Source organism: Blastococcus sp. TF02A-35, assembly GCF_004571075.1.
Classification (GTDB): Bacteria; Actinomycetota; Actinomycetes; order Mycobacteriales; family Geodermatophilaceae; genus Blastococcus.
The window spans coordinates 38475-62304 of record NZ_SPQP01000003.1; the positions used below are offsets into that span (position 1 = coordinate 38475).

Sequence of the window (23830 nt, forward strand, 5' to 3'; positions counted from 1 at the left end):
TCAGCCGCGGGCGAGCAGCCGGGCGGCCTCGACCGCCCAGTAGGTGAGCACCTGGCCGGCGCCGGCCCGGCGGATCGCGGTCAGCGTCTCCAGGATCGCCCGCTCGCGGTCCACCCAGCCGTTGGCGGCGGCCGCCTCGAGCATCGCGTACTCGCCGCTGACCTGGTAGGCGCTGACCGGCACCTGCACCGCGTCGGCCACCTTGGCCACGATGTCCAGGTACGGCAGCGCCGGCTTCACCATGACGGCGTCGGCGCCCTCGGCGAGGTCCTGCGCGACCTCGCGCAGCGCCTCGTCGGCGTTGGGCGGGTCCATCTGGTAGGTCGAGCGGTCGCCGAACTGCGGGGCGCCCTCGGCGGCCTCGCGGAACGGCCCGTAGAACCCGGACGCGTACTTGGCGGCGTAGGCCAGGATCGGCACCTCGGTGAAGGCGGCGCTGTCCAGCCCGGCGCGGATGGCGGCGACCTGCCCGTCCATCATCCCGCTGGGGGCGACCAGGTGGGCGCCGGCCTGCGCCTGGGCGATCGCCACGGCCGCGTACCGGTCCAGCGTCGGGTCGTTGTCGACCACGCCCGCCGGGGTGACGATGCCGCAGTGCCCGTGGTCGGTGTACTCGCACAGGCACAGGTCGGCCATGAGCACGAGCTCGTCACCCAGGTCCGACCGCAGGTTCTGCAGCGCCCGGTTGACCACGCCGTCGGCGGCGTCGGCCTGCGACCCCACGGCGTCCTTCTCCGAGGGGATGCCGAAGAGCATCAGCCCGCCGATGCCCGCCTCCGCGGCCTCGGCGGCCGCCTTCCGGAGCGAGTTGTGGGAGTGCTGCACCACGCCGGGCATCGACCCGATGGGGACCGGGGCGTCGATCCCCTCCTTGACGAAGACCGGGAGCACCAGGTCCGCCGGGGCCACCCGGGTCTGCGCGGTCAGCCGCCGCAGCGCGGGCGTCGACCGCAGCCGGCGCCCGCGCGCGAACCCGGGGCTCGCTCCAGCGCTCACTTGCCCTCGCCGTCCTCCGCCTCGCGCAGCGACAGGGCGTACTCGGCGAGCGCGTCGACCAGCGGCGCGACGGCCGCCGTCTCCGGCTGCACGTCCACCCGCAGGCCGAACTCCTGCGCGCTGGCGGCGGTGGCGGGGCCGATCACCGCGACGACGGTCTTCGCGTGCGGCTTGCCCGCGATGCCGACCAGGTTGCGGACCGTGCTGGACGAGGTGAAGCACACCGCGTCGAAGCCGCCGCCCTTGATCGCCTCGCGGACCGACGCGGCCGGCGGGGCGGCGCGCACGGTGCGGTAGGCGGTGACGTCGTCGATCTCCCAGCCGCGCTCGACCAGCCCGGCGGCGAGCGTCTCGGTCGCGATGTCGGCGCGCGGCAGCAGCACCCGGTTGATCGGGTCGAGGACGTCGTCGTACTCCGGGAAGTCGGCCAGCAGGCCCTGGCTGGACTGCTCGCCGGAGGGCAGCAGCTCCGGCACGATGCCGAAGTCCCGGACCGCCTGGGCGGTCTGCTCGCCGACGCAGGCGACCTTCACGCCGGCGAAGGCGCGGGCGTCCAGGCCGAGCTCGACGAACTTCTCGCGGACGGCCTTCACGGCGTTGACCGAGGTGAAGACGATCCAGCCGTAGCGGCCGGTGACCAGGCCCTTGATGGCGCGGTCCATCTGCGCCGGGCTGCGCGGCGGCTCGACGGCGATCGTCGGCACCTCCACCGGCACGGCACCGTAGGCGCGCAGCCGGTCGCTCATGTCGCCGGCCTGGTCCTTGGTGCGCGGCACGAGCACGCGCCAGCCGAACAGCGGCCGGCTCTCCCACCAGGACATGCGGGCGCGCTTGTCGACGACGGAGCCGATGGTGGCGACGACCGGGCCGCTGAGCGGGTCCAGGCCGGCGGTCTTCTCGGCGACGGCCGACAGCTTGGCGACCAGGCTCTTCTGGCCGGTGCCCGAGCCGCCGGTGGTGACGACGACCGGGGTGCTGCCGGACAGGCCGCCCTCGACCAGCCGCGCGGCGGCGTCGGGGAGCTCCTCGGCGGTGCCCTGCAGGACCAGCGTGCCGCCGGTCGCCGCGGTGGCGCCGGCGAGGGCGCCCAGGTCGGCACCGCTGCGCAGGTCGGCGGTCAGGGTGGTGCTGCCCATGGCGACGCCGGCGAAGGCAGGCACCCCGGTCGCGGTGGCGACACCCGGGACGACGTCGAAGGGCACCGAGGTGCGGCCGACGGCGAGCACCTCCTTGACGACCTCGTCGGAGGTGTAGGGGTCGCCGTGGACCAGGCGGACCACGACCGAGCCGCTCTTGGCGGCGGCGACCGCGCCCTTGGCGATGTCGGCCGGCTCGCCGGAGACCGGCGTCAGCTCGGTGCCGGGGTTGGCCTCGCGGACGGCGTCCTGGAGGGGCGCGGCCACGTCGGGGTCGACCAGCACCACGGCGGCCTCGGCCAGCGCGGCGGTGGCGCGGGCGGTGAGCATGCCGGGGTCACCGGGGCCGGCTCCGACGAAGACGACCCGGCCCGACTGGCCTGCGGTCTTGCGGAAGCGCGTCATCGCGTGCTCCTGATCCTGGCCCGAATCGCTCGGGCGTCTGTCATGGCCCGGGTCCGGGCCGTTGCGGGGGTCTGGTGGTGCGACGCCGTCGGGCGTCGCGCGGGGGCGGTCATCCGCCGACCGCCATGAGCTCGGGCGCGCCCCGGTCGAGGAGCTCGTCGGCCAGGGCCCGGCCGAGCGCGGCGGCGTCGGCCATCGGCCCGGTGACCGAGCCGCGGACGCCGTCGCTGCCGTCGATGGCGGTGACGGAGGCGCGGAGGAACAGCTCCGGCCCGGCCTCGCCCTCGGCGACCTCGGCGTAGGCGGCGACCGGGGCGCTGCACCCGGCCTCGAGCGCGGCGAGGGTGGCCCGCTCGGCGACGACGCAGGCGCGCGTCGTGGCGTCCTCGAGCCGGCCGAGCAGCTCGCGGGTCCGGGCGTCGCTGGTCCGGCACTCCACCGCCAGCGCGCCCTGCGCGGGGGCGGGGAGCACCTGGAGCGGGTCGAGGGTCTCGGTGACCTTCGCCAGCCGGCCGATGCGGGACAGGCCGGCGCGGGCGAGGACGACCGCGTCGAGGTCGCCGGGGCCCTCGGCGGCGCCGGGCACCCTTCCGAGCCGGGTGTCGACGTTGCCGCGGATCGGCACGATCTCCAGGCCCAGGCCGAGCGCGCGGAGCTGGGCGACCCGGCGGGGCGCACCGGTGCCGACCCGGGAGCCGGCCGGCAGCTCGCCGAGGGTCAGCCCGTCGCGGGCCACCAGCGCGTCCCGCGGGTCCTCCCGCGCCGGGACGGCGGCGAGGATCAGGCCGGGCTCGGGGGCGGTCGGCAGGTCCTTGTAGCTGTGCACCGCGAGGTCCACCTCGCCGTCGAGCAGCGCCCGGCGGATGGCGGCCACGAACACACCGGTGCCGCCCAGCTGGGTGATCGCGGCCGAGGACCGGTCGCCCTCGGTGCTGATCAGGACCAGCTCGACCGGCACGCCGGTCGCGGCGGTGATGGCGTCGGCGACGGTCTGCGACTGCGTGCGGGCCAGCTCGCTGGCCCGCGTGCCCAGGCGGAGGACGGCGCCCCCGCTCGCGGCGGTGGCCACGGCCTGCGCGTCGGTGGCGGTCATGCCGGGCCTCCCGCGCGGTCGGGGTCGACGGTCACGGCGTCGGCCAGGCGGCCGGCCCCGGGGGTGACGTCGGCGTCGATGCCGAGGCCGAAGAGGGCGCGCAGGGCACCGGCGTAGTCGGTCCCGCCCGGCGCCGCCGCCAGCTCCTTCACGCGCACGGTCGGCTCGTGCAGCAGCTTGTCCACGACGCGGCGCACGGTCCGGACGATCTCCGCCCGTGCCCGCGCATCGAGGTCGGGCAGCCGGCCGGCCAGCCGCAGCAGCTCGGCGTCGACCACCTCGGCGGCCTGGGAGCGCAGGGCGGACACCGTGGGGCCCACCTCGGCGGCGCGGCGCTCGGCCCGCAGCAGCGCGGTCTCGGCCTCGATCATGGCGCGGGCGCTGTTGATGTCGTCGACCGCGACGGGGCCGACGGCGTCGCCGTCGGCGGCGTGCCGTTCGCCCTGCAGCAGGGCGAGGTCGACCACGTGCACGCCGGGCAGCGCGGCCACACCCGGGTCGACGTCGCGGGGCAGGGCCAGGTCGACCACGACCAGCGGGCGGCCCGGGCGGTCGGCCATGGCGGTGCCGACGACGTCGGTGCCCACGACCAGCCCGGTGGCCCCGGTGCAGGTGAGCAGCACGTCGGCGGCGGCCAGCTCCTCGGCCATGCGGTCCAGGGGTGCGGCGCGGCCGCCGATCGTCTCGGCCAGGCGCGCGGCGGAGGCCTCGGTCCGGCTGCTGACCACGACGTCGGCACCACGGCGGGCCAGCGTGGTCGCGGCCAGCGCACCCATGGAGCCGGCGCCCACGACGAGGACCGGGCGCCCGACGAGGCTGCCGATGCGGGCCTCGGCGCGGTCGAGGGCGACCGACACCAGCGACGCGCCGGCCTTGTCGATGCCGGTCTCGGAGTGGACGCGCTTGCCCACCCGCAGCGCCCGCTGGGCGACCGGGTGCAGGGCGCGGCCGACCGTGCCCTCCTCGCGGGCCAGGGCGTAGGCGGCGCGCAGCTGCCCCAGCACCTGGGTCTCGCCGACCACCATCGAGTCCAGCCCGGCGGCCACCGTGAAGAGGTGCTCGACGGCCTGGTCCTCGTAGTGGACGGTCACGTACGGGGAGAGCTCCTCGACCGTCGCACCCGCCTGGCGGGCGAGCACCCGGCCGACGTCGGTGACGCCGCCGTGGAAGCGGTCGACCTCGGCGAAGACCTCGATGCGGTTGCAGGTGGCCAGCACGAGGGCCTCGCTGACGTGGTCGCTGCCGACCAGCTCGTGCAGCGCCTTGACGCGCTCGTCGGGCCCCATCGCGAACTGCTCGAGCAGCGCGACCGGTGCGGTCTGGTGGCTGACGCCCACCGCGAGCAGGCTCACGCGGTCACCTCCGCCGCGCGCACGCCGCGCTGCTGGCCCAGGAAGGCCAGCACCTGCAGCTCGACGGAGAGGTCGACCGGGCGGACGTCGACGCCCGGCGGGGGCGTGAGGGTCACCGGCGCGAAGTTCAAGATGCTCCTCACCCCGGCCGCGGCCAGCCGGTCGCACACCGACTGGGCGACGTCGGCCGGCGTCGCGATCACGCCGATGGAGGCGTCGGTCGCCGTCACGGTCGCCTCCAGCTCGGCCATGGGCTGCACGACCAGGCCGCCGATCTCCTCGCCGACCCGCGCGGGGGCGGCGTCGAAGAGGCCGACGAACCGGAAGCCCCGGCTGCCGAAGCCGGCGTAGTCGGCCAGCGCCGTGCCGAGGTTGCCGATGCCGACGAGCACGCAGGCGCGGGACCGCTCGGCCCCGAGCACGTGGGCGATCCGCTCGCGGAGCGCACGCACCTCGTAGCCCACGCCGCGGACGCCGCACGAGCCCAGGTGGGAGAGGTCCTTGCGCAGGCCGGCCGGGTTCACGCCCGCGGCCGACGCCAGCTCACCGGAGGAGACGGTGGTCCGGCCGCCGTCGGCGAGACTGGTCAGCACCCGGAGGTACACGGCCAGGCGTGCGACGGTGGCCTCCGGGATGGTCCGGGGCCGTGGCTGGATCACGGGCTCTCCACAGCGGTCGCACCCGGGATGCCCGGCGGGCGCCGGGGGCGGATCTGCGACATCGGGACGCGAGCGGCAGGTGCGCTCGCGTCCGCCACGGTAACCGCTTGTGAACGCAGGAACAAAGTCGCTGGGCAGGCGTCGGCCCGCTGACCAGGCAGGATCCGGCCGGTTGTGGTGGACACCACCGTAACCGCAGGTCAGACGCCACCCGGACGGGGCAGGAGGACCCCCTGCCGGAGGCGCCTCAGAGGCCCAGGTCCCTGCGCAGCCGGGGGACGTCGAGCGTGAAGTAGGAGTGCTCCCGGCCGTCGAGCAGCAGCACCGGCACCCGGTCGCCGTACTCGGCCTGCAGCTCCGGGTCGGTGTCCACGTCGACGTCGACCACCGTCAGCCCGGCCTCGGCGGCGACGGGGGCGAGCTGCTCGGCCGCGGTGAGGCACAGGTGGCAGCCCGCCCGCCCCAGCAGCTGGAGGCGCGGCTCACTCACCCGGCGCGCTCCCCGCCGGGACCGCGAGCCCCTCGTCGGCGCCGGTGAGCCCGAGCTCGCGCAGCCGCGCCCGGCTCACCTTGCCGGTCAGGGAGTGCGGCAGGGACGCCAGGAAGTGCACCGAGGTGGGCACCTTGTAGCGGGCCAGGGACTGCCCCGCGAACGCCTGCAGCTCCTCGACGGTCAGCTCCCCACCCGGGGCGAGGACGACGACGGCGCGGACCGCCGCACCCGTCCGCGGGTCCGGCACGCCGATCACGGCGCTCTCGACGACGGCGGGGTGCTGGTCGAGGACCCGCTCGACCTCGGCCGGGTAGACGTTGAAGCCGCTCACCAGGATGAGGTCGCTGCGCCGGTCGACCAGGTGCAGGTCGCCGTCGGCGTCCCGGTAGGCGAGGTCGCCGGTGCCCAGCCACCCGTCGGCGTCCGGACCGTCCGTGCCGTCGGGCCAGTAGCCGGAGAAGAGGTTCGGCCCGCGCACCCAGATCTCGCCGGGGCCCTCGTCGGGGTCGCCGCCGTCGTCCTCCCCCGTCCCGCTCTCCTCGTCGGGCAGGTCGACGGTGACCGCGCCGGTCGCGGCGGTGTCCCGCAGCACCAGCTCCAGGCCCGGGAGCGCCCCGCCGATGCAGGCCGGCTTCGCCCGGCCGGTGGCCAGCGTGCTCGCCACGACCGGCGACGCCTCGGTCAGCCCGTAGCCCTCCCACACCGTGACCGCGGCCCGCTCGCGCATCGCCCGCCAGACCTCCTCGGGCAGCGGGGCGGCACCGGCCGAGGCGACGCGGACGGCGGCGAAGGCGCGGCGCAGGTCGGCGTCGCTGCCGACGGCGTCGGCCACGGCCAGCCAGGCCTGGTACATCGGCGGGGCGCCGGGCACGGCGGTGACCTGCTCCCGGGCCATCAGCGCCAGCGAGGCGTGGGGGTCGAAGGTCTCCTCGAGGACGGCGCAGGCGCCGGTGGCCGCGACCAGGCCGAAGCCCGCGTTGAGGCCGTAGACGTGGAACAGCGGCAGGACCAGCAGCACCCGGTCGTCGCTGCGCACCGGCGGCGGGCTCATGGCCAGGCACTGCTCCTGGTTGGCCCGCAGCGCGCCGGAGGTCAGCATCGCGCCCCGCGGCCGGCCGGTCGTGCCGCTGGTGTAGCAGAGGAAGGCCAGCGCGGAGGGGTCGTCGGCGACCGCCGGCACCGGCCCGTCGTCGTCCGGGGGGCCGGGGCAGACCGGCACACCGGCGAGGGACTCGCGGTCGTGGGCCGCCACCAGCAGCTCGGCGCCGGAGTCGGTGAGCACGTGCTCGAGCTCGGGGTCGGTGTAGGCGGTGTTCACCGGGACGACGGTCAGCCCCGCCCGGAGCGCCCCCAGCACGGCCCGCAGCCAGTCCAGCCCGTTGGGCAGCTGGACGGCCACCCGGGCGCCGGCACCCAGGCCACGACCGGCGTACCCGGCCGCGACCCGGTCCACGGCGGAGTCCAGCTCGCCCCAGCTCAGCCGCTGGTCCCCGGCCACCACGGCGGGGGCCGCGGGGTCGCGCTGCGCGGCCGCCCGGACCAGGGCGGCCAGCGAGGTGCCTGCGTCGGACACGGACGTCTCCTGTTCGTCAGGGGGCGGCGGACCGGCCGCCGGACGCACCCGGAGGGGGCGTCCGGCGAGGCTGCCGTGGACGAGCAGGGGCGATGTTGTCACCATGGGGCCTGCGCCGCAGCCGCGCACGCCGTCCCCCGGCGTGCGCGACCCACGAGACGGTCCAGGCACAGCGGGCCGACGAGGAGGTCGATCGCCCGCATGCCCCCGCCCCTGGACGCCGAGCGTCCCGCCGGTCTGCCTGCACCACCGAGGCCGCGTCCGACCCCCTTCCCCCGCACCAGCGCCGAGGCGCTCCCCGGCGACGAGCCGGCGAGCGACGAGCACCCGGTGAACGACGAGGACCCCCGTCCGGTGACGGCCGAGGACGGGGAGACCGTCGACGGCGTGCCCACCGAGGTCCCGGCCACCTCCGAGCTGCCCACCGAGGTGGCCGAGGAGATCGCCGCCGCGGAGGCCGGGGCGGCGTCGGACGCCCCGGACGTGTGGGCGCTGGTGCGCCAGGCGCAGGAGGGCGACGCCGAGGCGTTCGGCCGCCTCTACGACCACTACGTCTCGCTGGTGCACCGGTACGCCTACCACCGGGTCGGGGACCGAGCGACGGCCGAGGACGTCACGAGCGAGACCTTCGTGCGGGCGCTGCGCCGGATCGACTCGCTGTCGTTCCAGGGGCGGGACGTCGGCGCCTGGCTGGTCACGATCGCGCGCAACATCATCCGCGACCAGGTGAAGAGCAGCCGGTTCCGGCTCGAGGTCAGCACGGCCGACATGCGCGACGCCGACCGGGTCACCGACGGTCCCGAGGACGCCGTGCTGCAGCACCTCACCAACCAGCAGCTGCTCGCCTGCGTGCAACAGCTGGGGAGCGAGCAGCAGGAGTGCATCGTGCTGCGCTTCCTGCACGGTCTGTCGGTCTCCGAGACTGCCGAGATCATGGGGAAGAAGGACGGCGCCATCAAGGCGCTCCAGCACCGGGCGGTCCGGCGGCTGGCGGGGCTGCTGCCCGAGGGCCTGCGGTGAATCACGCTGCGGTAACGGGCGTAACCGACGGCCCCCGCCCGTCGTTGTGCCCCCTGGAACGGTTCCGCCTCGATGGCGGGGCCGGCTCGGACGAGAGGACGGGGGGTCGCAGGTGATCCGGCACGACGGCACGACGGCTCACGACGCCGCCTCCGCAGGTGACCGCGAGGCGGCGGTCGTGGCGCGCCTGCAGTCCCTCGCGACCGTCCTCGACGACGAGCCCGACGCGCAGTACCGGGCCCGTGCCCGCGCACGCCTGGTCGCGATGGCCGCCGTCCGCACCCCCGAGCCCGCACCGCGCCCGCTGGTCTCGCGGCTGCTCACGCTCCGCGCCGAGGACCGCGCGCCCTCCCGCTGGCGCGGGCGGCTCACCGCCGGGCTCGCCGGTGCCGCCGTCGGCGTGACCGGCCTCGCCGCGCTGGTGGCCGTGGCCGCCGGCGCGCAGCCGGGCGACCCCCTCTACGACCTCAAGCGCGGCACCGAGCAGACCCAGCTGGCGCTGGCCGGTGAGAGCCGCGGCCAGACGCTCCTGGAGCTGGCCAGCACCCGGCTGGAGGAGCTGCGGACGGTCACCGGCGACCCCGCCCTGGTCGAGTCGACGCTGCGCACCATGGACCACCAGACCACCGAGGCGGCCGCGCTGCTCACCTCCCGCGCGGTGACGGACCGGGACGCGGAGACGCTGGCGGACCTGGCCGCCTGGACCGACCAGCAGTCCGCGGGCCTGGCCGACCTCCGCGACGAGGTCCCCGCGCCCGCCGACCCCGCCTACGTCGGGTCGGTGGACCTGCTGAAGGCGCTGACGACGCGGACCGCGGGCCTGTCGACGGCGCTCGGCTGTGCCTCGGGCCCCGCCACCGTGGGCGAGGACGCCCTGGGACCGGTGCCCGGCCTCTGCCTGGCCGACGTCCCGCCGCCGGTCGCCGAGGAGCTCCCCGCCCCGCCGCCGGTCGCCAGCCCGCCGGGTGCTCCCTCGGTCGACCCGTCGTCGCCGCCCGCCCAGGGCCCGGCCCCCGCGCCCGCCCCGGCCCCGGGCGGGAACGGTCCCGGAGCGGCCGTCCCCACCCCCGCGCCGGGCGGGCCCGCCGGCAGCGCCCCCACGCAGCTGCCCACCCCGGGCGGGCTCCTGCCCACCGGGCCGGTGCTCCCGCTGCCCGGGACGCCGAGCGGCTCCGCGGCGCGGCCGACGCTCCCGCCGGTCATCGACGTGCCGCTGCCCGGACCGATCCGGATCTGCCTGCCGCCGCTGGCGACCGTGGGGAACTGCTGACCAGGACCTGAACCGACCCGCCGGTACGGCTAGGGTCGGGGTCGTCGGGATCGCTGCGCCGCGAGGCGCGACGAGGCAGGGAGGTCGCTGTGCCGAGACTGACGGTGCGCGGCCGCCGGGTGGGGCGGCCCGTCGTGGACGCCGACGAGAGCACCCGCGCCCACGTGGCGGGGGCCGCGTCCGCGGCCGCCGCGGAGGTCGACGCGCCGTCGACGGTCCACCCGGACCTGACCGGTGCCGCCTTCTTCGACGTGGACAACACGATGATGATGGGCGCCTCGCTGTTCTGGTTCGCCCGCGGCCTGGCGGCTCGCAAGTACTTCTCGACCCGCGACCTGGCCGGCTTCGTCTGGCAGCAGGCCAAGTTCCGCATCGCCGGCAACGAGAGCGCCGACGACATGCACACCATCCGCGAGAACGCCCTGGCCTTCGTGGCCGGCCGCACGGTCGAGGAGATCGTGCAGGCCGGTGAGGAGATCTACGACGAGCTGATGGCCGACCGCATCTGGTCGGGCACCCGCGCGCTGGCCCAGAAGCACCTCGACTCCGGCCAGCGGGTCTGGCTGGTCACCGCGACCCCGGTCGAGCTCGCCTCGATCATCGCCAAGCGGCTGGGCCTCACCGGTGCGCTGGGCACCGTCGCGGAGGTCGTCGACGGCCAGTACACCGGCCGCCTGGTGGGCGAGATGATGCACGGGCCGGCGAAGGCCGAGGCGGTGCTGGCGCTCGCCGAGCGCGAGGGCCTGGACCTCTCCCGCTGCACGGCCTACAGCGACTCGGCCAACGACCTGCCGATGCTCTCCCTCTGCGGCACGGCCGTCGCGGTCAACCCCGACACCGAGCTGCGCGCCGCGGCCAAGGCGCGCGGCTGGACGATCCGCGACTTCCGCACCGGCCGCAAGGCGGCCAAGATCGGCGTGCCGACCGTGGCCGCCGCCGCCCTCTCCGGGGGCCTCGTCGGCGGCGCGGTGGCCCTGCGCCGGAGGAACAAGCTCCCCTGGTGAGCGCCCCCGGCGGCGGGGCCGTCAGGAGAAGACGCTGCGGCGGCGGAGGAGCAGCTGGTACAGGGAGTGCTGGATGGTCTCCCGGACCTGGTCGGTCAGGTTGAACACCAGCATCGGGTCCTCGGCGGCGGCCGGGCCGTAGGAGGCGGTCTCGATCGGCTCGCCGAAGGCGATCAGCCACTTCGAGGGCAACGGCACCAGCCCGAGCGGCCCCAGCAGCGGGAACGTCGGCGTGATCGGGAAGTAGGGCAGCCCGAGCAGGCGGGCCGCCGTCTTCGCGTTGCCGATCATCGGGTAGATCTCCTCGGCCCCGACGATGGCGCACGGGATGATCGGCCTCCCGGTCCGCAGCGCCGCCGACACGAAGCCACCGCGGCCGAACCGCTGCAGCGTGTACCGGTCGCGGAAGGGCTTGCCGATCCCCTTGAAGCCCTCGGGGAACACCCCGACCAGCTCGCCCTCGGTCAGCAGCCGCTCGGCGTCCTCGTTGCAGGCCAGCGTGGCCCCGAGCTTGCGGGCCAGCGCCCCCGCGCCCGGGATCTCGAAGACCAGGTCGGCGCCGAGCAGCCGCAGCCGGCGCGACGCCGGGTGGTCGTCGTGCAGGGCGACCGTGGTCATCAGGGCGTCGATCGGCAGGGTCCCGGAGTGGTTGGCGACCACCAGGGCACCGCTGTCGGCCGGCACGTTCTCCAGGCCGAAGGTCTCCACCCGGAACCACTTCTGGAAGAAGGGCCGCAGGATCGGCAGCAGCACGTGGTCGGTCAGGTCGGGGTCGAACCCGAACTCGTCGGTCTCGTACTCGCCCGTCAGCCGGCGCTGCAGGAACTCCAGCCCACCGGCGACCTGGTCGTCCCAGGCCGGCGGCGGCGTCGTGGGGACGAACGGCTCGTCGTCGTCCGGGCGCAGCGGGATCACGCGGGCCTCAGGCATCGCGCACCGCCCGCAGCCCCGGCGGGGGCGGGGTCGGCCGCAGCCGCCGCTCCACGGCGGTGGCGGTGTCGCCCACCCGGCCCAGCGCCGAGCGGAGCCCGTCGGCGACCGAGCGGACGGTTCCCGGGGCGATCACCGGCGGGACCGTGCGCGCGTAGTCGGCCAGCGCGGCCGCCGTCGTGTAGCGCGGGGTGTAGCCGAACTCGGTGCGCAGCCGCGTGGTGTCCACGACGCGGCCGAAGTTGAGGAAGCGCATCTGTTCCGGGGAGTAGTCGACGAAACCGAACCGGCGGGAGAGCCGGCCCACCGACCCGAGGGTCGGGGACGGCAGCGGCACCTCGATGCGGCCGAGGCGGCGGATGGCCTGGGAGAGCAGGAGGGTCCCCTCGCCGCCGACGTTCACCGTGCCGGTGAAGTCGCCCGTGGTCGCGCGGGTGAGCACCGCCAGGGCGTCGTCCTCGTGCAGCAGCTGCACCCGGGCGTCGTAGCCGAGGGCGGTGGGCACCAGCGGCATGCGGAGGAACCCGGTGAGCAGCGAGTCGATGCGCGGGCCGATGAAGTTGGTGAACCGCAGGACGGCGACGTCGACGTCGGGACGGCGCCGGCTGAACGAGCGCACGTAGCCCTCGATGTCGACGCTGTCCTTGGCGAAGCCGCCGGAGGGGACCTGGCGCGCCTGCATCGACTCGGTGAAGACCGCGGGGTCGCGGGAGGAGGCGCCGTAGACCGCGCTCGTCGACTTCAGGACGAAGCGGCGGACCGACGGCGCGCGCTGGCACGCGGCCAGCAGCTGCATCGTGCCGATGACGTTGAGTTCCTTCATCGGCACCCGGCCGCCGGAGCCGGCGGGCGTGGAGCTGATGTTCATGTGCACCACGGTGTCGACCGACGCCGCGGCGATGACCTTGCCGATCAGCGGGTTGCGGATGTCGGCCCGCACGAACTCGGTACGACCGAGCCGGCGGAGCATCGCGGGCGACGGCGGGACCGTGTCCACGCCGATGACCCGCTCGATGCCCGGGTCGGCTGCGAGCTCGGCCGCCAGCGCGCCTCCCAGCCACCGGCTGACACCGGTGACGAGGACGACCGCGGGCGGCACGAGCGTCAGCTCACTTCTTGTTGCGACGCTGAACGCGCGTCTTCTTCAGCAGCTTGCGGTGCTTCTTCTTCGCCATCCGCTTGCGCCGCTTCTTGATGACCGAACCCACGTGGTGCTCCCGACGTCGTATTTGGAACAGCTCGAGCGCGACTGCCGGGTCCCCCCGGTGCCGCTCGGCGACCGAGCGTACCCGAGCCGCCCCGCGACGACGTCGTCGCGGGCGGCCGGACCGGGGGAAGTACAGCTGGTGCGACTGCTCGTCGCGACCCGTCCGGGACCGGCCCCGCGCTGGGCGGGGTCAGGCGGACGGGGGTCCTGCTCAGGCGATGTCGGTGTAGGCGTCGCGCAGGTAGTCCTGCACGGCGCGCTCCGGCACGCGGAACGAGCGGCCGACGCGGACGGCGGAGAGCTCACCGGCGTGCACGAGGCGGTACACGGTCATCTTCGAGACGCGCATCATCGAGGCGACCTCGGCGACGGTCAGGAAGGTCACGGCAGCGCGGGGGGCCGGCACGGACGGGCGGCCGACGGGCATGGCGGCCGGGTGCGCGGCCGGGACCGGGCGGGCGACGGCAGAGGCGGGCATGGGGCGACCCATCGGACGCGGGACGGGCATCCCCGGGCGGACGACGGTGGCGGCAGCGTGGCGCTGGGGCATGGTCATGTCTTCGTCTCCGGTACCTAGCTCATGTCGTGGCGCCGGCTTCCCCACCGGCAACTGAACACGCATGCGCTGGTACTGAGCGTAAGGGGACGGGCGTGACTGATGCGATGGATGAAACGAACAGGCGGACCGGTCCGTACTAGGCAGAACTACACCTATGCAACACGGGACACACCCGTTCCGGCGCGTTCCGCGACGCCGTGAACGACCGATCACGCAGCGTCCACCCGAAACGGCCGATGACCCGCTACTGTGTTCGGCCCGCTCCGGTCGGTGACGGTCGACGTGTCGACGTCACGACTTGTCGACTCCCAGCTCGACCGAGCGCGCGTGCGCGGCCTCGATCGCGGCGATCAGGGCAGCGCGGACGCCGTGCCGCTCCAGCTCGCGGATCGCGGCGATCGTCGTCCCCCCGGGGCTGGTGACCGCCTCGCGGAGCTGGACCGGGTGCTCCCCCGAGTCCCGCATCATCACGGCCGCGCCGAGCGCCGTCTGCACGATCAGGTCGGCGGCCAGCGCGCGCGGCAGGCCGAGGAGGATCCCGGCGTCCACCATCGCCTCGACGAGGTAGAAGAAGTAGGCCGGGCCGCTGCCCGACAGCGCGGTGGCGGCGTCCTGCTGGGCCTCCGGCACCCGCCGCACCCGGCCGACGGCGGCCAGCAGGGCCTCTGCCTCGTCCAGGTCGGCCTCGGTCACGTGCGACCCGGCCGACAGCACGCTCATCCCCTCGTCCACCAGCGCGGGGGTGTTCGGCATGACCCGGACGACGGGCACGCCGTCGGGCAGCGCCGCCTCGATCCGCGCCGTCGGGACGCCCGCCGCGATGGACACCACGAGGTGCCCGGGGTCGACGTGCGCGGCGACGAGCCCGAGCAGCCCGTCGACGTCCTGCGGCTTGACCGCCAGCAGCAGCACCCGCGCGCGTGCCGCCGCGCCCGCGAGGTCGACGGTGGCCACGCCGTAGCGCTCGGCGAGCTGCCGCGCCCGCTCCTCGCTGCGCTCGACGACCACGATCCCGTCGGGGCCGCCCCGGCGGACGAGGCCGGAGAGCAGCGCCTCCCCCATCTTCCCGCCGCCGACGATCGCCAGCCCGCGCCGGTCCGCGGCGCTCACGCCCGACCGCCCGTGACCGGCACCTGCACGCGGACGGTGGAACCGGCGGCGAGCAGCCGGTGCTGTTCCTCGGTGGGGGCTCCCCAGGGCATGACGTACTCCCAGCTCTCGGGCGGACGGCCGTTCCAGGCCGCGCGCTCTCCGGTGACGGCGATCAGTCGTGGGTCGGTGGTGGCCACGGCCGGCATCCCGCTGCCGGCCATCAGGACCGCGAGGCAGCGGGCGAACGCCAGGTCGGCCGCCCTGCCGCGCCCCGGGGTCAGGCGGACCCGGCGCCCGGCCAGCCGGCGGCACCGCTCCTCCGCTCCGGCCTCGGCGGCGCCGACGACGACGCGCGCCTCGGGCAGCACCGCGGCCGCTCGGTCGACGGCGTCCGCCGGCCCCACCAGCGCGAGGGCCGGCCCCGCCGGCGGGACGCGGCCGGGGACCGGGACCGTGACCTCGCAGGAGCCGGCGACCCCGGCGGCGTCCAGCCGGCCGGTCAGCTCCTCCCACAGCGCGTCGGAGACGGCCCCGTCGAGCGCGAGGTCCACCCGGCGGCCGGCCGCCACCAGGTCGCCGGCCGTGCGGACGGCGTCCTCGACCGCGAGGGCGCGACGGGTCGGCCGCGCCGGCAGACGGCGGGGACGGGGACCTGCGGGCACGTCGGAAACCGTAGTGCGCCCGGGTGTGCCCGCTCCGGCCGCCGGGTAGCGCCGCCCCCATGGCAGGAGAACTGGACGGGATGAGGGTGGCCGTGCTGGCCACCGACGGCGTGGAGCAGGTCGAGCTGGACCGGCCGTGGCAGGCCCTGGAGGAAGCCGGTGCCGAGCCGGAGCTGGTCTCCTTCAGCTCGGGGACCATCACGGCCTACGAGCACATCGACAAGGGCGAGGAGCGCACGGTCGACACCGAGCTCGGTTCCGCCGACCCGGACGACTACGCCGCGCTGGTGCTGCCCGGTGGGGTCATCAACGGGGACTTCGTGCGGGCCGACGCCGATGCCGTCACCTTCGTGAAGGCGTTCTTCGACGCCGGCAAGCCGGTGGCCGCCATCTGCCACGCACCCTGGGTGCTCATCGAGGCCGACGTCGTCCGGGGGCGCCGGATGACCTCGTGGCCGTCGCTGCAGACCGACCTGCGCAACGCCGGCGCGAACTGGGTGGACGAGGAGGTCGTCGTCGACGGCAACCTGGTCACCAGCCGCAACCCCGACGACCTCGACGCCTTCTCCGCAGCGATCGTCGAGGAGTTCGCCGGGGCCCGGGAGGAGGAGCCGGCCGACGCCTGACCCCGAGCGGTCAGGAGGTGCCGAGCAGGTTGGCCGCCGGGGCGATGGTGAGCAGCGTCCCGGCGAAGACCAGCACCGCGAGCAGCCGGGCCCCGACCGGCTCGGCACCCTGCCGGTTCCGCCAGAGGTTCACCCCGGCGACCAGGCCGGTCACCGCGAGCGGCGCCAGGAACATGGCCAGCCGCGGCACCATCTCCCACAGCACGGTGGCCGCGAAGTAGATGCCGACACCCGCCGCGAGGGCGATCAGCAGCTCCCCGCCGAACCGGAGCCAGGCGAGCGCGCTCTCCTGCGGGGTGCCGTCGAGGTCGGTGTCGGGCAGGTCGTCGGCCCGGACCACGGGGATGGGCCCGGTGTGCGGGTGGCTCTCGCGCGCGGCGGTGCGGGTGGCTCCCCGGCGCTCCTCGCGCTCGGCCGTGCGCGCCGCGCCCCGGTCGGCGGACCGCTGGGGACCGGCGGCCTCGGCCGCCCGGCGCAGCGGCGGGACGGGGGCCGACGGCTGCGCCGAGACCTGGGGGACGCCGGGCTTGCGGTCGGGCCGCAGCCCCGGGATGGCCGCGGTGGAGGGGCCGGCCGTCACGCGCTGGGCCGGGCGTCCCGGTCCCGACCGGCGGAGCGGGGGCTGGGTGGCGTCGGGCACCCGGGCGTCGCTGCGCCGCCGGTTGTAGGCCGCGCGCTCGGCCGCGGCCGCGTCGTCGGCACGCCGCTGCCGGATACCGGTGTCGTCGTCGTCGTCGGACCGCCGCCGGCGCGCCTGCTGCCGGGCGGCGGACTCGATGCCGGCCTCGCGCAGGATCTCGGCGAGCGACCGACCTCCCGTGTCCGGGTTCCAGTCCGGTTCGGCCATCACACCCCTCCCAACGAGTCCAGCCTGCGCAGGATGACACCCTCGCGCAGCGCCCACGGACCGATCCGCACGCACGGTACGTCCAGCGCACGCAGAGTTGCGGCAGCGACAACCGCTCCAGCGGGAACCTGGTGCGCGCGGTCGGCCGAGACGCCCGGCAGCTCGGCCAGGGCGGCCGACTCGATCCGCGACACGAAGCCCACCACCTGGCCCAGCCCCACGGCGGTCAGCTCCCGCGGGACGCGCAGCCCGGCCGAGGACGGCGCGGCGCCCGCGAGGCGGGCGAGCGTGCGGAAGGTCTTGCTGGTGGCCACCACCAGGTCGGGGGCGCCCAGGGAGGTGATCTTCTCGGCGGCCGGCGCGAGCAGCTGCGCGGCGTGCTCGTCGAGCGCCTCGAGCGCGGCGAGGTCCGGGCGTCCGCCCTCGCGCGCCTGCGGGAGGAAGCGCCGGGTCATCCGGCCGGCGCCCAGCGGCAGCGACAGCGCCACCTCGGGGTCCTCGTCGATGCCGGCCGCGAGCTCGAGCGAGCCTCCACCGATGTCCAGCACCAGCAGCCGGCCCGCGCTCCACCCGAACCAGCGGCGGACGGCGAGGAAGGTCAGGCGGGCCTCGTCCTCCCCGCTGAGCACCTGCATCTCCACGCCGGTGCGCTCCCGGACGCGCTCCAGGACCTCCATGCCGTTCGCCGCCTCGCGGATGGCGGAGGTCACCAGGGCCATGAACTCGTCGCAGCCCTGCGCCTCGGCCTGCTCGCAGGCGTTCTGCACGGCGGTGAGCAGGGCCTTCTCCCCCGCCTTGGACAGCACGTCGTCCGGGCCGACGTGCTCGGCGAGGCGCAGCACCGACTTGTCGTCGTGCATGGGCGTGGGGTGCGCGCCGCGGTGCGCGTCGACGACCAGCAGGTGGACCGTGTTCGAGCCGACGTCCAGCACCCCGAGTCGCATGGGCACAGTCTGCCTGGCCCTCCCCCGACACTCGCGCCGAGCGGCGTCGGGACCGGGTCCTTCTAGGCTGGGCCGGTGCTGAACGAGCCGCCGGAGGAGGTCGGGCTGGACTTCCCCCGGGAGTGGGTGGAGTTCCCCGACCCGGCCGATCCCGAGCACGTCGTGCGTGCCGACCTGACCTGGCTGACCTCGGCGTGGACGTGCGTCTTCGGCCGTGGCTGCGCCGGGGTGGTCGAGGGGCGCCCGGACGACGGCTGCTGCAGCCACGGCGCCTTCTTCACCGACGAGGACGACCTGCACCGCGTCACCGCCGCCGTCGCCGACCTGGCCGACGAGGACTGGCAGCTCGCCCCCGTGGGGCGCGGTGCCTGGACCGAGGAGGACGACGCGAGCGACGCCGAGGACGGCGTCCGGTCGCTGCGGACCCGGGTCGTCGACGGCGCGTGCGTCTTCCTGAACCGGCCGGGGTTCCCCGGGGGCATCGGCTGCGCGCTGCACCGCATGGCGCTGCGCGAGGGGCTGCACCCGGTCACCACCAAGCCCGACGTGTGCTGGCAGCTCCCCGTGCGCCGGGAGCAGGAGCACGTCGACCGCCCGGACGGCACGCGGGTGCTGGTCTCCACCATCGGCGAGTTCGACCGCCGCGGCTGGGGCCCGGGCGGGCACGACCTGCACTGGTGGTGCACCGGGTCGCCGACCGCGCACGTGGCCCCCGAGCCGCTGGTGGACACCTACGCCGCCGAGCTGACCGCCCTCCTGGGCGGTCCGGCCTACGCCGAGCTACGCCGGCTGACCCAGCTGCGCCTCGACCAGGGCCTGGTCGCGCCCCACCCCGCCAGCCCCGCCCCGGTGCCCGTCGAGCTGCACCGGCGCCGACCGGGCACCTGAGCGGAAGGTCTGCCGGTAGGCGCGCGGGGAGACCCCGCGCCGGCGGGCGAACTGCTCGCGCAGCCCCGCGGCCGTGCCGAAGCCGACGAGCCGGGCGACCTCCTCGACCGAGGCGTCGGACTCCTCCAGCAGCGCCTCGGCGGCGTCGAGCCGCCGGCCCAGCAGCCACGCGTGCGGCGTGGTCCCCGTCGTCGCCTTGAACCGGCGGGCGAAGCTGCGCGGGCTCATCAGCGCCCGGCGCGCCAGCAGGTCGACGTTGATCTCCTCGGCGAGGTGCTGCTGCGCCCACTCCAGGACCGCGCCCAGCCGGTCGTCCTCGCAGGCGGCCACCGGGGCGTCGATGAACTGGGCCTGCCCGCCGTCGCGGTGCGCCGGCACGACCATCTCGCGGGCGAGCGAGTTGGCCGCGTTCGCCCCCCACTCCCGGCGGACCAGGTGCAGCAGCGCGTCCACGCCGGCCGCCGTCCCCGCCCCGGTGATGATCTGGCCGTTGTCGACGTAGAGGACCGACGGGTCGACCTCCAGGTGCGGGAAGCGGCTGGCCAGCTCGCCGGTCCACTTCCAGTGGGTGGTGACCCGCATGCCGTCGAGCAGCCCCGCGGCGGCGAGCACGAAGACGCCGGTGCAGTGGCTGACCAGCAGCGCGCCACGGGCGTGCGCGCGGCGGACGGCGTCCAGCAGCCGGGGCGAGGGGTCGGCGTCGAAGTCCTCCCACGCCGTGACGAGCAGGATGTCGGAGCGGTCGACGCGCTCGAGGTCGTGCTCGACGAGGATCCCGATGCCGGTGTCGGTCCGGCAGACACCGGGGTGCTCCGCGGCGATGCCGAAGTCGAAGCGCGGCAGCCCGAGCCGGGTGCGCTCGTAGCCGAAGACCTCGTTGCAGACGCCGAGGCCGAACGGGGCGACGAGCCGGTCGGCGACGATGACGGTGACCACCAGGGGACGGTCCGGGAGAGCCATGGCGGCAGCATGGCAGAAAACATGCGCTAGCGGTCAGTCCTGCCACTCGTCCGGTGGTCGGGGCCGGGCCAGGCTGCTCCCATGTTGCTGATCACCTGCCCCGTCACCCGGACCGACGAGCTGGTCTCCGACCGGCGCATCCGGTCGGTCACCAACCACCCGTCGCACATCGCGCTGCACGTCGAGTGCCCCTCGTGCGGCAGCGTGCACACCTATCGCACCGGCCGCCGCTGGACCGCGACGCGGGCTGCGCGCGCCGCCTCGGTCGACGCCGCCGCTCGCCGTGCGGAGCACTCCGTCCCGGCCTAGGCTCGAACACATGAGCGAATCGAGCGAGAACACCCAGCCGGCCGCGTCGCCGGAGAAGGACCCGGCCGACTGGGTGACCGGCGACGAGCCGGCCACCGGTGCCCAGAAGAGCTACCTGGAGACGCTGTCCCGCCAGTCCGACGAGGACGTCGACCCCGACCAGCTCACCAAGGCCGAGGCCTCGCAGAAGATCGACGAGCTCAAGAACTGAGCCGTCAGGCCTCGAGCTTGTAGCCCAGGCCCCGCACCGTCAGCAGGTAGGTCGGGTTGGCGGGGTCGGGCTCGAGCTTGGCCCGCAGCCGCTTCACGTGGACGTCGAGGGTCTTGGTGTCGCCCACGTAGTCCGAGCCCCAGACCCGGTCGATGAGCTGCGAGCGGGTGAGCACCCGGCCGGCGTTGCGCATCAGGAACTCGAGCAGGTCGAACTCCTTCAGCGGCAGGGCCACCTGCTCGCCGTCGACCGCGACGACGTGCCGCTCGACGTCCATGCGCACGGGCCCGGCGGTCAGCACGCCCTCGGCCGACGACGACTCCGCCACCTCCCCGCGGCGGCGCAGCACCGCGCGGATGCGGGCGACCAGCTCGCGCGCCGAGTACGGCTTGGTCACGTAGTCGTCGGCACCCAGCTCCAGGCCCACGACCTTGTCGATCTCGCTGTCCTTCGCGGTCAGCATGATGATCGGCACGTTGCCCCGGGAGCGCAGCGCGCGGCACACCTCGGTGCCCGACAGGCCCGGCAGCATGAGGTCCAGCAGCACGATGTCCGCGCCGCCTCGGTCGTACTCGGCCAGCGCCTCGGGGCCGGTCGCGGCCACGACGGGGTCGAACCCCTCGCGGCCGAGCATGTAGGACAGCGCGTCGGAGAAGGACTCCTCGTCCTCGACGACCAGCACTCGGGTCATGAACGTTCGTTCTCCAGGGTCTGCGGAGCGGGGACGGGGTCTGTGGCGACCGGGTGGTCGGCAGGGCCGGCGAGCGGGATGCGGAGGGTGAAGGTCGAGCCCAGCCCCTCCTCGCTCCACACGCTCACCGAGCCGCCGTGGTTGCTGGCGACGTGCTTCACGATGGCCAGACCGAGCCCGGTGCCGCCGGTGCTGCTGGCCCGCGACTGGTCCACACGGTAGAAGCGCTCGAAGATGCGGTGCCGGTCGCTGCGCGGGATGCCGATGCCGCTGTCGGTCACGGCGATCTCGGCGAAGCCGGACCGCGACCGCGCCGCGACGGCGATCCGGCTCTCCCCGGTGCTGTAGGCGACGGCGTTGGCCAGCAGGTTCGTGACGGCGGTGGTCAGCTGGCTCTCCACCCCGCGGACGACGAGGCCGGGCTGCCCGCCCAGGACGATGTCGAGCTGCTTGGCGCGTGCGGCGGTCCGCGTGCGGTCGACCGCCTCGGCGAGCACCCGGTCCACCTCCACCGGGGTCAGCTCGGGCAGCGGCTCGCCGCCCTGCAGCCGGGAGAGGTCGATGAGCTCGCGGACGAGCCGGCCGAGCCGGTCGGACTCGTGCGCGATCCGCGCGGCGAACCGCTGCACAGCCTCGGGGTCGTCGGCGGCGCCCTGGATCGCCTCCGCGAGCAGCGCCAGCGCACCCACCGGCGTCTTGAGCTCGTGGCCGACGTTGGCGACGAAGTCGCGGCGCACCGCCTCGACCCGCCGGGCCTCGGTCACGTCCTGGAGGACCAGGGCGACCGGTCCCGGGCGGGCGACCGTGCCGCTGTCCAGCCGCACCCCGTGCGCGCCCACCAGGCGGGGGCCCGAGCCCACCAGGTCGCCGGGCAGCCGCACGTCGACCCGGCGGCTGCCCGCGCGGCGCACGTCGCGGGCGAGCGTCAGCAGCTCGGGGACCAGCAGCCGGTCGCCCCGGACGATGCCGAGGGCCCGCGCGGCCGGGTTGGCCAGCAGGATGGCGTCGTCGCTGCCCACGAAGACGATCGCGGGGTCGATGAGGTCGACCAGGCGGCGGGTCAGCGCCGCCTCCGGCGAGGTCATGACGACGTCGTCGACGGAGGCCTCGCCCATGTCGGAGCGGAAGCGGAGGATGACGGTGGCGGCCACCACCCCACCGAGGAGGAGGCCGACCACCAGGGCGACCAGCGGACTCACGGCCCAGATGCTAGGTGGGCGACGGCCCGGGAAGCGCCACGCCGCAAGGGTTCACCGCCCGGACGGGTCAGTGTTCACCGGAGGGTGGTGGCTCGTTCACCTGGCAGCGACCAGGCCGCTCCCGGGACCGCCTACCGTCGCCCGGGAACACCGACGAGAGGGACGAGAGCGTGCGCGACAGCTACCACGAGGAACTGGACGACATCAACGCCTGCCTGGTGGGGATGGCCAACGCGGTCGGCTCCCAGATGAGCACGGCGACCACCGCGCTTCTCGACGCCGACGTCGAGCTCGCCGACCGGGTCATCGCCGGCGACGACGCGATCGATGCGACGCGGGAGAGCATCGAGCAGCGCACCTTCACCCTGCTGGCACGCCAGCAGCCGGTGGCGGGCGACCTGCGGACGATCACGACGGCGATGCGCATCGTCAGCGACCTGGAGCGGATGGGCGACCTCGCGGCGCACATCGCCAAGGTCGCACGGATGCGCTTCCCCGACCACGCGGTGCCGCAGGAGGTGCGCCCGGCCTTCCTCGAGGCCGGCAACGTCGCCGAGCTGCTCATCACCAAGACGGCGACGGTCATCGCCAAGCACGACGTCGAGGCGGCCCGGGAGCTGGAGACCGACGACGACGCGATGGACCGCATCCACCGCGAGCTGTTCCGGCAGCTGCTGGGCGACCAGTGGCCGCACGGCATCGAGTCGGCCATCGACATCACCCTGCTCGGGCGCTACTACGAGCGCTTCGCCGACCACGCGGTCAGCGTCGCCCGCCGGGTCTGCTACCTGGTCACCGGTGAGCGCTGGGAGCGCGAGCCCGCCGAGGCCTGAGCGGCCCTGACGCGCCGTCGTGCGCCGTCACCCCTGCATCGGGCAGAGGGGTGGACGGGCGCACGGCGGCGCAGCCGTCAGCGCTTCCCCTGGTTCTTGACCGCCTCGATGGCGGCCGCGGCGGCCGCCGGGTCGAGGTACTGGCCACCCGGCTTCGTGGGCCGCAGGTCGGCGTCGAGGTCGTAGCGCAGCGGGACGCCCGTGGGGATGTTCAGCCCGACGACCTCGTCGTCACCCATGCCGTCGAGGTGCTTCACCAGGGCGCGGAGGCTGTTGCCGTGCGCGGCCACCAGCACGGTCCTCCCGGCCCGGAGGTCCGGCACGATCGCGTCGTACCAGTAGGGCAGCATCCGGACGACGACGTCCTTGAGGCACTCGGTGGCCGGCCGGGCCTCCGGGGGCAGGAAGGCGTAGCGCACGTCGCCGTCCTGGGAGAACTCGTCGCCGGGCGCGATGGGCGGCGGCGGGGTGTCGTAGGACCGGCGCCAGATCATGAACTGCTCCTCGCCGTACTCGGCGAGGGTGGCGGCCTTGTCCTTGCCCTGGAGCGCGCCGTAGTGGCGCTCGTTGAGCCGCCACGACCGCTTGACCGGGATCCACTGCCGGTCGGCGGCGGCGAGCGCCAGCTCCGCGGTGGTGATGGCCCGCTTCATCAGCGAGGTGTGCAGGACGTCGGGGAGCAGGCCGTGCTCGGCGAGCAGCTCACCGCCGCGGGCGGCCTCGGCGCGCCCCTTCTCCGAGAGCGGGACGTCCACCCAGCCGGTGAAGAGGTTGGCCTTGTTCCACTCGCTCTCGCCGTGGCGGAGCAGCACCAGCGTTCCCGTCGAGGTCGTCACGTCGGTCATCCTGCCCGACGGTGTCCGCGCAGGCA

Annotated in this window: 27 protein-coding genes; 8 read left to right on the forward strand and 19 right to left on the reverse strand. The window is 75.3% G+C overall.

Translation table 11 applies throughout. From position 1 onward, the window contains the following. From hemB to E4P43_RS01925, 7 genes are all read right to left on the reverse strand, one after another. Complete coding sequence (gene hemB / locus E4P43_RS01895; RefSeq protein ID WP_135143732.1) at positions 1 to 996, reverse strand: porphobilinogen synthase; 996 nt, start codon at positions 994 to 996, stop codon at positions 1 to 3. Beyond that, complete coding sequence (locus E4P43_RS01900; RefSeq protein ID WP_135143733.1) at positions 993 to 2537, reverse strand: uroporphyrinogen-III synthase; 1545 nt, start codon at positions 2535 to 2537, stop codon at positions 993 to 995. Before E4P43_RS01900 ends, hemB begins: the two co-directional genes overlap by 4 nt. Positions 2538 to 2646: 109 nt before the next feature. Next, on the reverse strand, positions 2647 to 3630 hold the full coding sequence (gene hemC / locus E4P43_RS01905) for a hydroxymethylbilane synthase (protein WP_135143734.1): 984 nt from the start codon (positions 3628 to 3630) through the stop codon (positions 2647 to 2649). Then, on the reverse strand, positions 3627 to 4982 hold the full coding sequence (locus E4P43_RS01910) for a glutamyl-tRNA reductase (RefSeq protein ID WP_135143735.1): 1356 nt from the start codon (positions 4980 to 4982) through the stop codon (positions 3627 to 3629). Before E4P43_RS01910 ends, hemC begins: the two co-directional genes overlap by 4 nt. Continuing rightward, complete coding sequence (locus tag E4P43_RS01915) at positions 4979 to 5641, reverse strand: redox-sensing transcriptional repressor Rex (protein ID WP_135143736.1); 663 nt, start codon at positions 5639 to 5641, stop codon at positions 4979 to 4981. Before E4P43_RS01915 ends, E4P43_RS01910 begins: the two co-directional genes overlap by 4 nt. A 247-nt stretch (positions 5642 to 5888) precedes the next feature. Continuing rightward, positions 5889 to 6131, reverse strand: a complete 243-nt coding sequence (locus tag E4P43_RS01920) for a glutaredoxin family protein (RefSeq protein ID WP_135143737.1) — start codon at positions 6129 to 6131, stop codon at positions 5889 to 5891. Beyond that, on the reverse strand, positions 6124 to 7707 hold the full coding sequence (locus E4P43_RS01925) for an AMP-binding protein (protein ID WP_135143738.1): 1584 nt from the start codon (positions 7705 to 7707) through the stop codon (positions 6124 to 6126). Before E4P43_RS01925 ends, E4P43_RS01920 begins: the two co-directional genes overlap by 8 nt. A gap of 201 nt (positions 7708 to 7908) precedes the next feature. Here E4P43_RS01925 and E4P43_RS01930 point away from each other — a divergent pair, with 201 nt between their 5' ends. The 3 genes from E4P43_RS01930 (at position 7909) to E4P43_RS01940 (ending at position 11001) form a co-directional block, all read left to right on the forward strand. After that, positions 7909 to 8727 carry a sigma-70 family RNA polymerase sigma factor gene (locus E4P43_RS01930; RefSeq protein WP_135143739.1) on the forward strand — a complete coding sequence of 273 codons (819 nt, stop codon included), beginning with the start codon at positions 7909 to 7911 and terminating at the stop codon, positions 8725 to 8727. A 112-nt stretch (positions 8728 to 8839) separates the two neighbouring features. Next, positions 8840 to 9997, forward strand: coding sequence for a DUF5667 domain-containing protein (locus tag E4P43_RS01935; protein WP_135143740.1), 1158 nt, complete (start codon positions 8840 to 8842; stop codon positions 9995 to 9997). 89 nt (positions 9998 to 10086) lie between these two features. Continuing rightward, positions 10087 to 11001: an HAD-IB family hydrolase gene (locus tag E4P43_RS01940; RefSeq protein ID WP_135143741.1), complete on the forward strand. Its 915-nt coding sequence runs from the start codon at positions 10087 to 10089 to the stop codon at positions 10999 to 11001. Between the two features lie 21 nt (positions 11002 to 11022). Here E4P43_RS01940 and E4P43_RS01945 read toward each other — a convergent pair whose 3' ends face one another. From E4P43_RS01945 to E4P43_RS01970, 6 genes are all read right to left on the reverse strand, one after another. Then, positions 11023 to 11931 carry a lysophospholipid acyltransferase family protein gene (locus E4P43_RS01945; protein ID WP_135143742.1) on the reverse strand — a complete coding sequence of 303 codons (909 nt, stop codon included), beginning with the start codon at positions 11929 to 11931 and terminating at the stop codon, positions 11023 to 11025. Then, positions 11924 to 13030, reverse strand: coding sequence for an NAD-dependent epimerase/dehydratase family protein (locus tag E4P43_RS01950; protein ID WP_135143743.1), 1107 nt, complete (start codon positions 13028 to 13030; stop codon positions 11924 to 11926). Before E4P43_RS01950 ends, E4P43_RS01945 begins: the two co-directional genes overlap by 8 nt. Positions 13031 to 13040: 10 nt before the next feature. Then, the gene (locus tag E4P43_RS01955) at positions 13041 to 13139 is read right to left on the reverse strand and encodes an AURKAIP1/COX24 domain-containing protein (protein ID WP_012854759.1); all 99 of its coding nucleotides are present in this window, start codon (positions 13137 to 13139) and stop codon (positions 13041 to 13043) included. A 210-nt stretch (positions 13140 to 13349) separates the two neighbouring features. Beyond that, positions 13350 to 13616: a helix-turn-helix domain-containing protein gene (locus E4P43_RS01960; protein WP_233491290.1), complete on the reverse strand. Its 267-nt coding sequence runs from the start codon at positions 13614 to 13616 to the stop codon at positions 13350 to 13352. A 372-nt stretch (positions 13617 to 13988) separates the two neighbouring features. After that, positions 13989 to 14807: a pyrroline-5-carboxylate reductase gene (proC, locus tag E4P43_RS01965; protein ID WP_135143744.1), complete on the reverse strand. Its 819-nt coding sequence runs from the start codon at positions 14805 to 14807 to the stop codon at positions 13989 to 13991. Further along, entirely contained in the window at positions 14804 to 15451 is a 648-nt protein-coding gene (locus E4P43_RS01970) for a hypothetical protein (protein WP_135143745.1), read from the reverse strand. The genes proC and E4P43_RS01970 overlap by 4 nt, the downstream gene beginning before the upstream one ends. A 59-nt stretch (positions 15452 to 15510) precedes the next feature. Between E4P43_RS01970 and E4P43_RS01975 the strand changes: the two genes are divergently transcribed. Beyond that, positions 15511 to 16077 carry a type 1 glutamine amidotransferase domain-containing protein gene (locus E4P43_RS01975; protein ID WP_135143746.1) on the forward strand — a complete coding sequence of 189 codons (567 nt, stop codon included), beginning with the start codon at positions 15511 to 15513 and terminating at the stop codon, positions 16075 to 16077. A gap of 10 nt (positions 16078 to 16087) precedes the next feature. Here the strand turns inward: E4P43_RS01975 and E4P43_RS01980 are convergent, their stop codons facing one another. Then, the gene (locus tag E4P43_RS01980) at positions 16088 to 16924 is read right to left on the reverse strand and encodes a hypothetical protein (protein ID WP_135143747.1); all 837 of its coding nucleotides are present in this window, start codon (positions 16922 to 16924) and stop codon (positions 16088 to 16090) included. After that, positions 16924 to 17868, reverse strand: coding sequence for a hypothetical protein (locus E4P43_RS01985; protein WP_135143748.1), 945 nt, complete (start codon positions 17866 to 17868; stop codon positions 16924 to 16926). The genes E4P43_RS01980 and E4P43_RS01985 overlap by 1 nt, the downstream gene beginning before the upstream one ends. 75 nt (positions 17869 to 17943) lie before the next feature. Here E4P43_RS01985 and E4P43_RS01990 point away from each other — a divergent pair, with 75 nt between their 5' ends. Next, complete coding sequence (locus E4P43_RS01990) at positions 17944 to 18756, forward strand: hypothetical protein (protein ID WP_135143749.1); 813 nt, start codon at positions 17944 to 17946, stop codon at positions 18754 to 18756. Here the strand turns inward: E4P43_RS01990 and E4P43_RS01995 are convergent. After that, positions 18649 to 19716, reverse strand: a complete 1068-nt coding sequence (locus tag E4P43_RS01995) for a helix-turn-helix domain-containing protein (protein ID WP_135143750.1) — start codon at positions 19714 to 19716, stop codon at positions 18649 to 18651. The genes E4P43_RS01990 and E4P43_RS01995 overlap by 108 nt on opposite strands. Before the next feature lie 81 nt (positions 19717 to 19797). Between E4P43_RS01995 and E4P43_RS02000 the strand changes: the two genes are divergently transcribed. After that, entirely contained in the window at positions 19798 to 20025 is a 228-nt protein-coding gene (locus E4P43_RS02000; protein WP_135143751.1) for a hypothetical protein, read from the forward strand. A 10-nt stretch (positions 20026 to 20035) separates the two neighbouring features. Further along, positions 20036 to 20236, forward strand: a complete 201-nt coding sequence (locus E4P43_RS02005; RefSeq protein WP_135143752.1) for a DUF3072 domain-containing protein — start codon at positions 20036 to 20038, stop codon at positions 20234 to 20236. A 4-nt stretch (positions 20237 to 20240) separates the two neighbouring features. Here the strand turns inward: E4P43_RS02005 and E4P43_RS02010 are convergent, their stop codons facing one another. Together E4P43_RS02010 and E4P43_RS02015 are read right to left on the reverse strand one after the other, a co-directional pair. Continuing rightward, on the reverse strand, positions 20241 to 20927 hold the full coding sequence (locus tag E4P43_RS02010) for a response regulator transcription factor (RefSeq protein ID WP_135143753.1): 687 nt from the start codon (positions 20925 to 20927) through the stop codon (positions 20241 to 20243). Beyond that, entirely contained in the window at positions 20924 to 22126 is a 1203-nt protein-coding gene (locus E4P43_RS02015; protein WP_135143754.1) for an ATP-binding protein, read from the reverse strand. Before E4P43_RS02015 ends, E4P43_RS02010 begins: the two co-directional genes overlap by 4 nt. Before the next feature lie 170 nt (positions 22127 to 22296). On the opposite strand from E4P43_RS02015, the gene phoU reads away from it, so the two are divergent. After that, on the forward strand, positions 22297 to 22959 hold the full coding sequence (phoU, locus tag E4P43_RS02020) for a phosphate signaling complex protein PhoU (protein ID WP_135143755.1): 663 nt from the start codon (positions 22297 to 22299) through the stop codon (positions 22957 to 22959). A 77-nt stretch (positions 22960 to 23036) separates the two neighbouring features. Here phoU and E4P43_RS02025 read toward each other — a convergent pair whose 3' ends face one another. Continuing rightward, on the reverse strand, positions 23037 to 23804 hold the full coding sequence (locus E4P43_RS02025; RefSeq protein WP_135143756.1) for a phosphoglyceromutase: 768 nt from the start codon (positions 23802 to 23804) through the stop codon (positions 23037 to 23039). Between the last annotated feature and the right edge of the window lie 26 nt (positions 23805 to 23830).